General features: G+C 66.9%; 11 protein-coding genes. 6 read left to right on the forward strand and 5 right to left on the reverse strand.

The features are described 5' to 3' along the window. Nucleotides 1-43: 43 nt before the first annotated feature. The 3 genes from proW to BO996_RS12820 form a co-directional block, all read right to left on the reverse strand. Nucleotides 44-1243, reverse strand: coding sequence for a glycine betaine/L-proline ABC transporter permease ProW (gene proW / locus BO996_RS12810; protein WP_071954947.1), 1200 nt, complete (start codon nucleotides 1241-1243; stop codon nucleotides 44-46). Further along, on the reverse strand, nucleotides 1240-2574 hold the full coding sequence (gene proV / locus BO996_RS12815) for a glycine betaine/L-proline ABC transporter ATP-binding protein ProV (RefSeq protein ID WP_139093481.1): 1335 nt from the start codon (nucleotides 2572-2574) through the stop codon (nucleotides 1240-1242). The genes proW and proV overlap by 4 nt, the downstream gene beginning before the upstream one ends. Nucleotides 2575-3316: 742 nt before the next feature. Beyond that, a complete protein-coding gene (locus tag BO996_RS12820) occupies nucleotides 3317-3925 on the reverse strand; it encodes a TIGR00645 family protein (protein ID WP_012204594.1) in 609 nt (202 codons plus the stop codon). 231 nt (nucleotides 3926-4156) lie between these two features. On the opposite strand from BO996_RS12820, the gene acs reads away from it, so the two are divergent. After that, a complete protein-coding gene (gene acs, locus BO996_RS12825) occupies nucleotides 4157-6157 on the forward strand; it encodes an acetate--CoA ligase (RefSeq protein WP_013803247.1) in 2001 nt (666 codons plus the stop codon). 175 nt (nucleotides 6158-6332) lie between these two features. Further along, a complete protein-coding gene (locus BO996_RS12830; protein WP_013803246.1) occupies nucleotides 6333-6815 on the forward strand; it encodes a hypothetical protein in 483 nt (160 codons plus the stop codon). Nucleotides 6816-6918: 103 nt separating this feature from the next. Here BO996_RS12830 and BO996_RS12835 read toward each other — a convergent pair whose 3' ends face one another. Further along, nucleotides 6919-7224 carry a c-type cytochrome gene (locus BO996_RS12835; protein WP_034398318.1) on the reverse strand — a complete coding sequence of 102 codons (306 nt, stop codon included), beginning with the start codon at nucleotides 7222-7224 and terminating at the stop codon, nucleotides 6919-6921. A 106-nt stretch (nucleotides 7225-7330) separates the two neighbouring features. Here BO996_RS12835 and BO996_RS12840 point away from each other — a divergent pair, with 106 nt between their 5' ends. Both BO996_RS12840 and ilvD read left to right on the forward strand, forming a co-directional pair. Beyond that, nucleotides 7331-7579, forward strand: a complete 249-nt coding sequence (locus tag BO996_RS12840; protein ID WP_013803244.1) for a TIGR04438 family Trp-rich protein — start codon at nucleotides 7331-7333, stop codon at nucleotides 7577-7579. A 189-nt stretch (nucleotides 7580-7768) separates the two neighbouring features. Then, nucleotides 7769-9628 (forward strand): dihydroxy-acid dehydratase, encoded by a 1860-nt coding sequence (gene ilvD / locus BO996_RS12845; protein WP_013803243.1) that lies wholly within the window; start codon nucleotides 7769-7771, stop codon nucleotides 9626-9628. 192 nt (nucleotides 9629-9820) lie between these two features. On the opposite strand, the gene bfr is transcribed toward ilvD, so the two are convergent. Next, entirely contained in the window at nucleotides 9821-10297 is a 477-nt protein-coding gene (gene bfr / locus BO996_RS12850) for a bacterioferritin (protein ID WP_013803242.1), read from the reverse strand. Nucleotides 10298-10560: 263 nt separating this feature from the next. Between bfr and BO996_RS12855 the strand changes: the two genes are divergently transcribed. Together BO996_RS12855 and BO996_RS12860 are read left to right on the forward strand one after the other, a co-directional pair. Further along, nucleotides 10561-11400 (forward strand): p-hydroxycinnamoyl CoA hydratase/lyase, encoded by an 840-nt coding sequence (locus BO996_RS12855; RefSeq protein ID WP_063326635.1) that lies wholly within the window; start codon nucleotides 10561-10563, stop codon nucleotides 11398-11400. A 70-nt stretch (nucleotides 11401-11470) separates the two neighbouring features. Further along, on the forward strand, nucleotides 11471-13642 hold the full coding sequence (locus BO996_RS12860) for an acetate--CoA ligase family protein (RefSeq protein WP_071954948.1): 2172 nt from the start codon (nucleotides 11471-11473) through the stop codon (nucleotides 13640-13642). Nucleotides 13643-13650 lie beyond the last annotated feature (8 nt).

Raw genomic sequence — 13650 nt, forward strand, 5'->3', positions numbered from 1 at the left:
AGGCGGCGCGGCAGTGGGCCCATCCGCGCCGCAGTGAAGGCATTCAGCTGGTGCTGCCGCGATGGACCGGCTTGTTGCCGGCGCCCAGCAGGCGGGCAATGCAGCCGGCGGGGCCGCTGTGCCACCAGCGCGCACCGCCACGGGTCGTCTGCCCCATGGCCTGGGTGATGCGGTCCAGCACGATGGCCAGCAGCACGATGCCCAGTCCGCCCACGGTGGCCAGGCCCATGTCCAGGCGGCCGATGCCGCGCAGCACCATCTGGCCCAGGCCGCCCACGGCGATCATGGAGGCGATCACCACCATGGACAGCGACAGCATCAGCGCCTGGTTAACGCCCGCCATGATGGAGGGCATGGCCAGCGGCAGCTGCACCTTCCACAGCAACTGCCAGGGCGATGCGCCATAGGCGCGGCTGGCTTCGATCAGGTCGGGGCGCACCTGGCGTATGCCCAGGTTGGTCAGGCGGATCAGCGGCGGCAGCGCGAAGATGATGGTCACGATCACGCCGGGCACGTTGCCGATGCCGAACAGCATCACCACGGGCACCAGGTAGACGAAGGCCGGCGTGGTCTGCATGGCGTCGAGCAGCGGGCGTGTCCAGCGCTGCGCACGGTCGCTGGAGGCCAGCAAAATCCCCGCGGGCAGGCCGATGACCATGCAGAACACCAGCGAGGTCAGCACCAGGGACAGCGTCACCATGGCCTCGGGCCAGATGCCCAGCATGGCGACCACCACCAGCGAGACGGCGGCGCCAATGGCCATGGCGCGGCCCGCGAACTGCCAGGCCACCAGGGTCAGGATCAGGATCAGCAGCGGCCAGGGCAGGGCCAGCATGGCATCGGTGATGCCCGACAGCGTGCCGTCGATGGGCGTGCGCACGGCCTGGAAGAAGGGGCGGAAATGGTGGACCACCCATTCCAGGCCGCCGTTGATCCAGCCCTGCACGGGCAGGCCGTCGGTGGTCAATTGGTGCCAGAGGCTGGCATGGGCGTCGTCGGGAACGCCCGAGCCGGCCGAGGCGCCCAGCCAGTCACCGCCTGCGGCATCACCGCCGCTGGCGGCGCCCCAGGGATCGGCCGAGGCATCGGGCGCCGGCGTGGCGGCGGTGGCCCAGGGATCGGCGCTTGCAGAGGCTGCAGACGCTGCGGAATCGGTGGAAGCAGGGGCTGCGCTCGCATCGGCCCAGGGATCGGTGGCGGCAGCGGTGGTGTTCGGGTTCAGGCTGGTGGTTGCATCGCTCATGCGGCATCTCCTTGTCGTTGTTCAATCGGCTCCACTGTCGGCGCGACGGTGGGGGCGACGGTGGGAGCGTTGGAGGCCGGGAAATGCGGGTTGAGCGTGACCGGCGGCACGATCTCCTGCGGCGGCGGCACAGGCGGCGTGTCGCGGTCCAGGAAGCGCAGCATGGTGGTGCGGCTGACCACGCCCATGAACTGGCCGTCGTCGCTGGTCACCGGCAGCGCGCAGGGCGCGGCGGCCACGGGGCCGAACAGCTCGGCCACCGGCGTGCCTGCGGACAGCGGCTCGACGTTGGGCAGGAAGGCGTGGCTCAGGCCCAGCATGCCCGGGCGGCCATGCAGTGCGTCGCGCAGCGATTGCGAGGAAACCACGCCCAGGAAGCGCCGGCGCGCGTTGACCACATAGGCGTAGTCGCGGTCGGAGTCTTCCAGCAGGCGCTGGGCCGCGCGGCAGCCGCGGTCGCTGTGCTCGGACACCACGGTCAGCGCCTGGCGCGCGATGTCGCCGGCCTTGAAGACCGAGGCCGCGTCCACGCCGCGTACGAAGCTGCGCACATAGTCGTCGGCGGGGCTGCGCAGGATCTCGTCGGGCGTGCCGACCTGGATCACCTGGCCGTCCTTCATGATGGCGATGCGGTCGCCGATGCGCATGGCCTCGTCCAGGTCATGCGAGATGAAGACGATGGTGCGACGCTGGATCTGCTGCAGGCGCAGCAGCTCGGACTGCATCTCCGTGCGGATGATGGGGTCCAGGGCCGAGAAGGCCTCGTCCATCAGCAGGATGGACGGATCGGACGCCAGCGCTCGGGCCAGGCCCACGCGCTGCTGCATGCCGCCCGACAGCTCGTCGGGGTAGCTGGCGCCCCAGGCGCCCAGGCCCACCTGCTCCAGCGCGGCCTGGGCCTGTGTCTGGCGCTCGGCCTTGTCGGCGCCGGCCAGCTCCAGGCCGAAGGCCGTGTTGTCCAGCACCGTCATGTGCGGCATCAGCGCAAAGGACTGGAACACCATGGAGATGTCCTTGCGGCGCAGCGCGCGCAGATCGCGCTCGCTCAGGGCATTGATGTCCTGGCCATCGACCACGATGCGCCCGGCCGTGGGCTCGATGAGGCGGTTGAGCATGCGCACCAGGGTGGACTTGCCCGAGCCCGACAGGCCCATGACGACGAAGATCTCGCCGGCCTCGATGGTGAAATTGGCGTCGAACACGCCGATGGACTGGCCCGTGCGCTCCAGGATCTCCTGTTTGCTCAGGCCCTGTTGGACGAGGTCGAGTGCGGTCTTGGGGTCGTCCCCGAACACCTTGAACACATGATCGATGATGATCTGCTTGGCCACTGTGGCGTTCTCCTTTTGGGTGAGATGGAACACAGTCCAGCGTCCTCGACGGGCGAAGACGCTGGCGCGCAAGCCAAAAATGAAGCCCTGATGCCGTTCGCTGCAGGGGACTGCCGTCCCCCGTTGCTGGGATTCAAACAGGTGCGAAAGCACCCGAGGCGGCTCGGATGGCACGCAAAGCGGTGCGCAAGAGCCAGAAGTCGAGAGCAGCCGGCGGCGAGGCGCGCGGTGTCTCAGTCGGGCATCGTGGCTGAAGATCAGCCAGCGCGATGCCCCACAACATCAGGACCGAGTTTCGGCCCGGTTGACGGGGCTGTGCCGGGAGCACAACGATCCGCCGGGGTGTATCGGCAGGCCGTGAAGACGGTGCCGATGACCTGCTTGGCAGGTTGTAAAGAAGCCGAAATTATATAAAACAGGTTTTACTGCGTCAAAACGCATGAGCCGAAGGAGGCCTGTTTTGGGCTGTTTCAAGCCCTTGGGGGCTGCAATCCGGCCAGTATTTGCTCACTTAATGAGAGCATAGAGTCCATTATTCACAGGGCATATGCTGTCATCGATGAATAAAATCGGTCAAGCGTCAGCTTGAGGAAAGCTTCAGGCCCGATCTGCGGCAAAAAGCGTGCCCGGCGCGCTGGCCGGCCGGGCGCCAGCAGGTGTCCGACCCTTTGCCTGCGCCCGCCCATGAAAAAAGCCCCGCGGCGGCTGGCGCTGCGGGGCTTTGGTGCGGGATGCCGCCGGCTCAGTGGTTGCTGGCCGTGCTGTTGATCAGCTTGTCGGTGTAGGCGATGGCCAGGGCGCTGGCCAGGAAGGTGACGTGGATGATGGTCTGCCACATCAGCACCTTGACGTCGTAGCTGCCCGCGTTGATGAAGGTCTTGAGCAGGTGGATGGAGCTGATGCCGATGATGGACAGGGCCAGCTTGACCTTGAGGATGGAGGCGTTCACGTGGCCCAGCCACTCGGGCTGGTCGGGGTGGCTGTCCAGGCCCAGGCGGCTGACGAAGGTCTCGTAGCCACCCACGATGACCATGATCAGCAGGTTGGAGATCATCACCACGTCGATCAGCGCCAGGACCACCAGCATGATGATGGTTTCGTTGAGCGCGCCGATGGGCGCATCGTGCTTGTAGCCGATGCTGGTGATCAGCGCCTGCAGCGCTTCCTGGTTGCCGAAGGCGGCCTCGATCAGGTGCCACAACTCGAGCAGGAAGTGCCAGACGTAGACGCCCTGGGCAGCAATCAGGCCCAGGTACAGCGGCAGCTGCAGCCAGCGGCTGGCGAAGATCAGGGAGGGCAGGGGACGCAGGGGGGAGCCGGGGGCTCGATTGGAGTTTTGCTGGCGGGCCATGGTGGTCGGTCGCGCTTGTCTGGTGTGGGAGCGTGGATGGGAGGGGACAATGGCCGTGGAAAACGGGCGCGCGATTTTAGCGGCGAAACAGGCCATTGCCAGTGACCGCCGGGAACTGCGGGGAATCCCCAGGTAGACGCGCCCAAGGGGGTTTCAGTCAGTGGCATGTAAGACCGGCCCCCGACAGTCACACCACAATTTTTATTTGGCCAGCCCAGGAGACAAGCAAGCATGAGCACCGCAACAGCATCCCCCATTGAATCGGTCCTGGTGGAGAACCGGGTCTTCCCGCCGCCGGCAGACTTCGCCGCCAAGGCCCGCATCTCCGGAATGGAGCAGTACAAGGCGCTGTGCGCCGAGGCAGAGAACGACTACCAGGGCTTCTGGGCCCGCCTGGCGCGCGAGAACGTGGTCTGGTCCAAGCCCTTCACCCAGGTGCTGGATGACAGCAATCCCCCGTTCTTCCGCTGGTTCGCCGACGGTGAACTCAACGCCAGCGCCAACTGCCTGGACAAGCACATGGGCACGGACGTCGAGCACAAGACGGCCATCATCTTCGAGGCCGATGGCGGCGAGGTCACCAAGGTCAGCTACCGCGAACTGCTGGAGCGCGTCTCGCAGTTCGCCAACGCGCTCAAGGCGCAGGGTGTGCAAAAGGGCGACCGTGTCCTGATCTACATGCCCATGACCATCGAGGGCGTCATCGCCATGCAGGCCTGCGCGCGCATCGGCGCCACGCACAGCGTGGTGTTCGGCGGCTTCTCGGCCAAGGCGGTGCAGGAGCGCATCGTGGACGTGGGCGCCGTGGCCGTGATCACCGCCAACTACCAGATGCGCGGCGGCAAGGAGCTGCCGCTCAAGGCCATCGTGGACGATGCGCTGGCGCTGGGCGGCTGCGAGGCCGTGCGCCATGTCTTCGTCTACGAGCGCACGGCCACGGCCTGTGCCATGACGGCAGGCCGCGACAAGACCTTCGGCGAGATCCTGGCCGGCCAGAGCACAGAGTGCGCTCCCGTGGCCGTGGATTCCGAGCACCCGCTGTTCATCCTCTACACCAGCGGCTCCACGGGCAAGCCCAAGGGCGTGCAGCACTGTACGGGCGGCTATGTGCTGTGGGCCAAGCAGACCATGGAGTGGACCTTCGACCTCAAGCCCAGCGACGTGTTCTGGTGCACGGCCGACATCGGCTGGATCACCGGCCACACCTACGTGGCCTATGGGCCGCTGGCCGCTGGCGCCACGCAGATCGTGTTCGAGGGCGTGCCCACCTTCCCCAACGCGGGCCGCTTCTGGCAGATGATCGAGCGCCACGGCTGCACCATCTTCTACACGGCGCCCACGGCCATCCGCTCGCTGATCAAGGCCGCCGACGGCGATGCCGCCGTGCATCCGAAGAACTCGGACCTGTCCAGCCTGCGCCTGCTGGGCAGCGTGGGCGAGCCCATCAATCCCGAGGCCTGGATGTGGTACCACCGCAATGTGGGCGGCGAGCGCTGCCCCATCGTGGACACTTTCTGGCAGACCGAGAACGGCGGCCACGTGATCGCCCCCATGCCTGGCGCCACGCCGCTGGTGCCGGGTTCGTGCACGCTGCCGCTGCCGGGCATCATGGCCGCCATCGTCGACGAGACCGGCCATGAACTGCCCAATGGCGCAGGCGGCCTGCTGGTGGTCACCAAGCCCTGGCCCAGCATGATCCGCACCATCTGGGGTGACCCCGAACGCTTCAAGAAGAGCTACTTCCCGGCCGAGCTGGGCGGGCAGACCTACCTGGCCGGCGACGGCGCCGTGCGCAGCGAGGACCGTGGCTACTTCCGCATCACGGGCCGCATCGACGATGTGCTCAATGTCTCGGGCCACCGCATGGGCACGATGGAGATCGAGTCGGCCCTGGTGTCCAAGACCGACCTGGTGGCCGAAGCCGCCGTGGTGGGCCGCCCCGATGACCTGACGGGCGAGGCCATCTGCGCCTTCGTGGTGCTCAAGCGCTCGCGTCCCACGGGCGAGGAGGCCAAGCAGATCGCCAAGGAGCTGCGCGACTGGGTGGCCAAGGAAATCGGCCCCATCGCCAAGCCCAAGGACATCCGCTTTGGCGACAACCTGCCCAAGACGCGCAGCGGCAAGATCATGCGCCGCCTGCTGCGCTCGATTGCCAAGGGCGAGGCCATCACCCAGGACACGAGCACGCTGGAGAACCCGGCCATCCTCGACCAGTTGGCCGAGACGAACTGAGGGCGGACACGCCCGCCATGAAGAACCGGAGCACAGGCTCCGGTTTTTTCTTGGCTGGACTGCGGGCGGCGCGCTGTCTTGCAGTCCTATTTTGTGTGGGCCGACAGCTCAGGCATGATGGTTGCAGTACAACCGAAGCTGTTGTTTTCACCACTGCCGAGGGAGGCGTTGCACCATGAATCTGAGAACCCTGTCGCTGCTGATCACCGTGGCCCTGATTGCGCTGCTGGCGGCATTCAACTGGAACACGCTGGCCGCGCCTTCCGTCGTGTCGCTGGGCGTGACCGAAGTCCAGGCGCCGCTGGGCGTGCTGATGCTGGCGCTGACCTGCCTGCTGGGCGTGTTCTTCGTCGCCTATGTGCTGTGGCTGCAGGGCTCGGTACTGATGGAGGCGCGCCGCCACGCCAAGGAAATGCAGGCCCAGCGGGACCTGGCCGACAAGGCCGAGGCCTCGCGTTTCACCGAGCTGCGCACCGTGCTGGAGGACCTGCATGCGCGTGACAAGGAAGTGCTGATGGCACGGCTGGACGGGCTGGAGGCGCACCTGGTGCAGCGTGCCCAGGAGTCGGACAACAGCACGGCCGCCTATGTGGGGCAGCTGGAGCAGCAGGTTCGCCTGTACCAGCAGCCCGGCGCAGGCGCACCGGACTACAGGTAGGCGGCCCGCGCCCGGATTCACGGGAGGACCATGAAAAAAACCGCGCGACTTGCGTTGCGCGGTTTTTTTCGTTGCGGGCCCCGAGGCGGGAGGCCGGCGGAACTTACTTCAGCGACAGCACCCAGGCGGCCAGCTTCTTGGCGTCGGCATCGTTGACCTGGGGGTTGGCGGGCATGGGAACCGGGCCCCAGACGCCGCTGCCGCCCTTCATGATCTTGGCAGCCAGCTTGTCCACCGCGTCCTTCTGGCCTGCGTACTTGGAGGCCACATCCTTATAGGACGGGCCCACCAGCTTCTTGTCCACGGCGTGGCAGGCCATGCAGTTCTTGGAGGCGGCAAGAGCCTGGTCGGCCATGGCGGGAGCCACGGTGACGACGGTCAAGGCCAATGCGATCAATGTCTGCTTCATCATGAGTTCCTGGGGGTTGTCGGGAATAATTATGCGAAACATTGTAGTGGGCGCGCATGCCTGATGCGTTACCTCGTGTGAAGCACCGTCTGGTGAAGGAGAAGTTATGTATCTGTTGGGAATCGCGGTCTTGCTCACCCTGCTGAAGTTGGCCGATATCGAGCCTGTGGCCTCCTGGTCCTGGTACGTCATCCTGGGCGCCTATGGCGTGACGGCAGCCTGGTGGGCCTGGGCCGACACCTCTGGCTACACCAAGCGGCGCGCGGCCGACAAGATCGAGCAGCGGCGCTTGAAGCGCATCGAAAAGAACAAGGAAGCCATGGGCACGGGCACGCGCTCGCGTTCGCGCCGCTGAGGGGCCTTGAACGGCGGCGCAGGCTTCGCCGCAGGCGATGCCTGGGGTCTGCAAAGGGGCAGCCCATGCCGGCCGGGGCATTCCTGTGGCCCAGCGGTGCGGCGGGCGCTGCGCCATAATCTTCGCCCAGACCCTGGCCTTCCCCACAGGACCAGGGATGGACCGAGACGACAGACAACTGGATTCCCCATGCCCGCATACCGTTCCAAGACTTCCACCGGCGGCCGCAACATGGCCGGTGCGCGCGCCCTGTGGCGTGCCACCGGCATGAAGGATGGCGACTTCGACAAGCCCATCATCGCCATCGCCAACTCCTTCACGCAGTTCGTTCCGGGCCACGTCCACCTCAAGGACCTGGGCCAGCTGGTGGCGCGCGAGATCGAGGCCGCAGGCGGCGTGGCCAAGGAATTCAACACCATCGCCGTGGACGACGGCATCGCCATGGGCCACGACGGCATGCTGTATTCGCTGCCCAGCCGCGACATCATCGCGGACTCGGTGGAGTACATGGTCAACGCCCACTGCGCCGACGCGCTGGTGTGCATCTCCAACTGCGACAAGATCACCCCCGGCATGCTGATGGCCGCCATGCGGCTGAACATTCCGGTGATCTTCGTCTCCGGCGGCCCCATGGAGGCGGGCAAGACCAAGCTGGCCAATCCCAACACGCACAAGCTGGAGTTCAAGAAGCTGGACCTGGTCGATGCCATGGTGATCGCGGCCGACTCCAACTACACCGACGAGCAGGTCGCCCAGGTCGAGCGCTCGGCCTGCCCGACCTGCGGTTCCTGCTCGGGCATGTTCACCGCCAACTCCATGAACTGCCTGACCGAGGCGCTGGGCCTGTCCCTGCCCGGCAACGGCACGGTGCTGGCCACGCATGCCGACCGCGAGGAACTGTTCAAGCGTGCCGGCCGCCGCATCGTCGAGCTGGCCCGTGAGTACTACGAGCAGGAAGACGCCTCCGTGCTGCCGCGCTCCGTGGGCTTCAAGGCCTTCGAGAACGCGATGACGCTGGACATCGCCATGGGCGGCTCCACCAACACCATCCTGCACCTGCTGGCCATTGCCCGTGAGGCCGAGATCGACTTCACCATGGCCGACATCGACCGCCTCTCGCGCTCCGTGCCCCAGCTGTGCAAGGTGGCGCCCAACACGCAGAAATACCACATCGAGGATGTGCACCGCGCCGGCGGCATCTTCGCCATCCTCGGCGAGCTGGCCCGCGCGGGCAAGCTGCACACCGACGTGCCCACCGTGCACGCCAAGACCCTAGGCGAAGGCCTGGCGCAGTGGGACATCACCACCACCCAGGACGAGGCCGTCAGGCACTTCTACCTGGCAGGCCCGGCCGGCATCCCCACCCAGGTGGCCTTCAGCCAGAACACGCGCTGGCCCAGCCTGGACCTGGACCGTGCAGAAGGCTGCATCCGCTCCTACGAGCACGCCTTCTCCAAGGAAGGCGGCCTGGCCGTGCTGACGGGCAACATCGCCCTGGACGGCTGCGTGGTCAAGTCGGCCGGCGTGGACGAAAGCATTCACGTGTTCGAAGGCACGGCCCACGTGACCGAGTCGCAGGACGAGGCCGTGCAGAACATCCTGGACGACAAGGTCAAGGCCGGCGACATCGTCGTCGTGCGCTATGAAGGTCCCAAGGGCGGCCCCGGCATGCAGGAAATGCTCTACCCGACCAGCTACATCAAGTCCAAGGGCCTGGGCAAGGAGTGCGCACTGCTGACCGACGGACGCTTCTCGGGCGGCACCTCGGGCCTGTCCATTGGCCACTGCTCGCCGGAAGCTGCCGCTGGCGGCGCCATCGGCCTGGTGCGCAACGGCGACCGCATCCGCATCGACATTCCCAACCGCAGCATCAACGTGCTGGTCTCCGACGAGGAGCTGGCCCGCCGCCGTGCCGAGCAGGATGCCAAGGGCTGGAAGCCCGCCGAGCCGCGCCCGCGCAAGGTCTCGGCCGCGCTCAAGGCCTATGCCAAGCTGGTGATGTCGGCCGACAAGGGCGCCGTGCGCGACCTGTCCCTGCTGGACGACTGACACCGCGCTGCACCGCCGCCCGGCGGTGCGCACCCGATGAAAATGAAAAGGGATGGAAGGCCTTGCGGCTTTCCATCCCTTTTTCTTTTCTCTTCTCTCAGGCCCTTGAGGGCTCTTGTTTCATCGTGGGGCGACCGGCTTGCCGTTTCATCGTGGCTGCCGGTTTGCTTTTCACCGTGGGGCGGCTTGTCTTCAGGCGGGCTCGCCCATCTTGCTTTGCAGGTAGTTGGGCAGGCCTATTTTTTCAATCAGGCCCAGTTGCTTCTCCAGCCAGTAGGCGTGGTCTTCCTCGGTATCGCGCAGCTGGGCCAGCAGCAGGTCGCGGCTGTTGAAGTCGCTGTGGCGCTCGCACAGGGCCATGGCCGAGCGCAGGCTGTCACGCACGCGGTATTCGGTGGCCAGGTCCTTGCGCAGCATCTCTTCGACGGTCTCGCCGGGCGTGAACTCGTGTGGGCGCATGTCGGGGCGGCCGCCCAGGAACAGGATGCGGCGCAGGATGGCGTCGGCGTGCTGGGTTTCCTCTTCCATCTCATGGCCGATGCGCTCGAACAGGCGCAGCAGGCCCTGGTCTTCGTACTGGCGCGAGTGGATGAAGTACTGGTCGCGCGCGGCAAGCTCGCCGCGCAGCAACTCTATGAGGCATTCGATGACTTCTGGTTGGCCTTGCATGTTCTTCTTCTCCTGACTGTGTGAACGCCGCAAGTATCGCGTGAACCGGCCCTTGGGCCAAAGCGCGCGCTGCAATTCCCCGTGGACGGCGCATTGCATGCATGCGCGACGCAGAAGCATTCGCATCGCGGCAGGCTGGCGGGGGGATGGAGCTAGGGTAAACGCTGTATTGCGGGCTTCAATAATAGTTATTTATCATAACGATTATGGAGCCGAAGCATCGGTGTCCAAAACCCCATTTCCCCTTTGCACAAGGAAGCGCAATGAGCACCGAACGTACCGAAGAACAGACCGTGTCCTGCACCGTCACAGGCCGCGTGGCCTGGGTGAAATTCAACCGCCCCGAAAAGCGCAACGCCATGAGCCCCCAGCTCAACCGCCAGATGATGCGTGTGCTCGACGACCTGGAGTTCCGTGACGACGTGGGCGTGGTCGTGCTTGCAGGCGAAGGCACGGCCTGGACGGCCGGCATGGACCTGAAGGAATACTTCCGCGAGACCGAGGCCACCGGCCTGGCCGGCACCCGCAAGGCCCAGCGCGAGAGCTATGGCTGGTGGCGCCGCCTGCGCTGGTTCCAGAAGCCGACCATTGCCATGGTCAACGGCTGGTGCTTCGGCGGCGGCTACGGCCCCCTGTTCGCCTGCGACCTGGCCTTTGCCTCGGATGACGCCAAGTTCGGCCTGTCCGAAATCAACTGGGGCATCCTGCCCGGTGGCGGCGCCTCCAAGGTGGCGGTGGAGCTGCTGTCCTTCCGCCGTGCCATGTACCACGCCATGCTGGGCGAAAACATCGACGGCCGTACGGCCGCCGAGTGGGGCCTGGTCAACGAGTCGCTGCCGGCCGATCGCCTGCAGGCCCGCGTCACCGAAGTGGCCGAGGCCCTGCTGCAGAAGAACCCCAGCGCCCTGAAGGCCACCAAGGACGCCATCCGCCGCGTGCGCGACATGAGCTACGACAACGCCGAGGACTACCTGGTGCGCGCCCAGGAAGCCGCCAACAGCTACGACAACGAAGGCCGCAAGGAAGGCATGCGCCAGTTCCTCGACGACAAGACCTACAAGCCAGGTCTCGGAACCTACGACCTCTCGAAGCAAAAGTCCTGAAGCCCCGCACATCCTGAGTGGCCGCGCCCTCGCTGCTAGGGCGCCTGCCGCCAACCCATTGGAGACAAGAATGACAACGACAGAGATGGCGGCCGCCCTGCGGCCCGACATCGGCAGGCTGCTGAGGCCGCGTTCCATCGCCATCGTCGGCGCCTCGGCCACGCCGGGTGCGCTGGGCGCATCGGTGCTGGGCAATCTGGAGCGCAACGGCTTTGCCGGCGACATCCACCTGATCAATCCCAAGCGCAGCGAGATCGCCGGGCGGGCCTGCCTGGCCTCGGTCGATCAGCTGCCCGAAGGCGTGGATGTGGCCGTGCTGGCCATCCCTCAGCCCTTTGTGCTGGACACGGTGCGCGCACTGGCGGCGCGCCGCGTGGGCGCGGCGGTGATCTTCTCGGCAGGCTTTGCCGAGGCGGGCGAGCGCGGCATGGCCGAGCAGCGAGAGATCGCACGCATTGCCGCCGAGGCGGGCATGGTGGTGGAAGGCCCCAACTGCCTGGGCTGCATCAACTACCTGCAGCGCGTGCCGCTGACCTTTGTCGAGGTGAATATCGACGCTCAGCAGGTCGATGCCGCGCGGCCCGCGATCGGCGTGGTCTCGCAAAGCGGCGCCATGATGACCGTGCTGTGCACCACGCTGGCCAGCCGCGCGCTGCCGCTGTCGCACGCCATCTCCACGGGCAACGAGGCCGCCAGCCATGCCGAGGACTATGTGGACTTCCTGCTGGAGCAGCCCTCCACCCGCGTGGTCGCCATGATCGTCGAGCAGTTCCGCCAGCCCGCGCGCATCCTGGCCGCCGTGGCCCGTGCGCGCAGCCTGGGCAAGTCCGTGGTGCTGCTGCATCCGGGCAAGAGCAGTGCGGCGCGCGCCTCGGCCGCCACGCACACCGGTGCCATGGCCGGCGACTATGCGCTGATGCGCACCAAGCTGGAGCGCGCAGGCGCCGTGTTTGCCGAGACGCTGGAGGAGCTGGGCGACATCGCCGAGATCGCCATCCGCTGCCCCGTGCTGCCATCGGCTGGTGGGGCCGGTGCAGCCGCTGCAGCGGGAGTTGCCGTGCTGGGCGAGTCCGGCGCCTTCAAGGCGCTGACGCTGGACTGGGCCGAGGAGCTGGGCCTGGCCCTGCCCGCCATCGGCGACGACGACTCACCCGCGCTGCGGGCTGCGCTGCCCGAGTTCGTGGGCGTGAGCAACCCGCTGGACCTCACGGCCCAGGGCCTGGTGGAGCCGGACCTGTATTTCCGCACGCTGGATGCGCTGTTTGGCGATGCGCGCTTTTCCACCGTCCTGGTCGGCCTGATCCAGGGCGATCCGGTGACCTGCGGCATCAAGATGCCGCCCGTGCTGCGCGCCGTGCGCGAGCTGCGGCCGGCCAAGCCCGTCATCGTCGCGGGCCTGGACGAGGGCGCGGCCGTGCCTGCCGAGTTCATCGCCGAGATGCGTGCGCTGGGCGTGCCGTACTTTCCCAGCACCGAGCGTGCCCTGCGCGCCGTGCAGCGCCTGACCGCCTTCAGCCAGCGCAGTTTCGAGCGCACCGATGCCCAGCCCGTCGCCCTGACCCTGCCCGCAGGCCGCACGGTGGTGCCCGAGTACGAATCCAAGGCCGTGCTGGCACAGGCCGGCATACCCTTTGCGCGCGGCCGGCTGGCCACCTCGGTCGAGCAGGCCGTGGCGATAGCGTCGGAGATCGGCTGGCCCGTGGCGCTCAAGGCGCAGTCCGCCGACCTCAGCCACAAGAGCGATGCGGGCGGCGTGATCCTGAACATTGCCGACGCGCAGGCCATGGGCGAGGCCTGGGGGCGGCTGCATGCCAACGTGGCGGCCTATGACAGCGCCATTGCGCTGGACGGCGTGCTGATCGAGGCCATGGGCCAACGCGGCCTGGAGATGATCATCGGCGCGCGCAACGATCCGCAGTGGGGCCCGGTGATCCTGGCCGGCCTGGGCGGCGTGACGGCCGAGATCATGCGCGATGCGCGCCTGCTGGACGCCGACCTGTCCACCGGCGAGGTGCTGCGCGAACTGGACCGCCTGCAGGGCGCGCCGCTGCTGCACGGCTACCGTGGCGCCCCGGCGCTGGACCGCCAGGCGCTGGCCGAACTCATCGTGCGCCTGGGCCAGGTGCTGCGCGGCACGCCGGCCATCCGCGAGATCGACCTGAACCCGGTCATCGTGCTGCCCGAAGGGCAGGGCGTGGTGGCGCTCGATGCGCTGATGCTGGTCGAGCACAGCGCCAGCTGATGCCCGCG

Origin of the sequence: Delftia sp. HK171 (genome assembly GCF_001886655.1) — a bacterium.
GTDB classification, from domain to species: domain Bacteria; phylum Pseudomonadota; class Gammaproteobacteria; order Burkholderiales; family Burkholderiaceae_C; genus Comamonas; species Comamonas acidovorans.

What these genes read in the sequence shown, in the direction of transcription:
- BO996_RS12860 (WP_071954948.1), top strand. Translation starts at nt 11,471, where the DNA reads ATGACAACGACAGAGATGGCGGCCGCCCTGCGGCCCGACATCGGCAGG.
- ilvD (WP_013803243.1), top strand. Translation starts at nt 7,769, where the DNA reads ATGCCCGCATACCGTTCCAAGACTTCCACCGGCGGCCGCAACATGGCC.
- BO996_RS12855 (WP_063326635.1), top strand. Translation starts at nt 10,561, where the DNA reads ATGAGCACCGAACGTACCGAAGAACAGACCGTGTCCTGCACCGTCACA.
- acs (WP_013803247.1), top strand. Translation starts at nt 4,157, where the DNA reads ATGAGCACCGCAACAGCATCCCCCATTGAATCGGTCCTGGTGGAGAAC.
- BO996_RS12835 (WP_034398318.1), bottom strand. Translation starts at nt 7,224, where the DNA reads ATGAAGCAGACATTGATCGCATTGGCCTTGACCGTCGTCACCGTGGCT.
- BO996_RS12830 (WP_013803246.1), top strand. Translation starts at nt 6,333, where the DNA reads ATGAATCTGAGAACCCTGTCGCTGCTGATCACCGTGGCCCTGATTGCG.
- proW (WP_071954947.1), bottom strand. Translation starts at nt 1,243, where the DNA reads ATGAGCGATGCAACCACCAGCCTGAACCCGAACACCACCGCTGCCGCC.
- BO996_RS12840 (WP_013803244.1), top strand. Translation starts at nt 7,331, where the DNA reads ATGTATCTGTTGGGAATCGCGGTCTTGCTCACCCTGCTGAAGTTGGCC.
- BO996_RS12820 (WP_012204594.1), bottom strand. Translation starts at nt 3,925, where the DNA reads ATGGCCCGCCAGCAAAACTCCAATCGAGCCCCCGGCTCCCCCCTGCGT.
- bfr (WP_013803242.1), bottom strand. Translation starts at nt 10,297, where the DNA reads ATGCAAGGCCAACCAGAAGTCATCGAATGCCTCATAGAGTTGCTGCGC.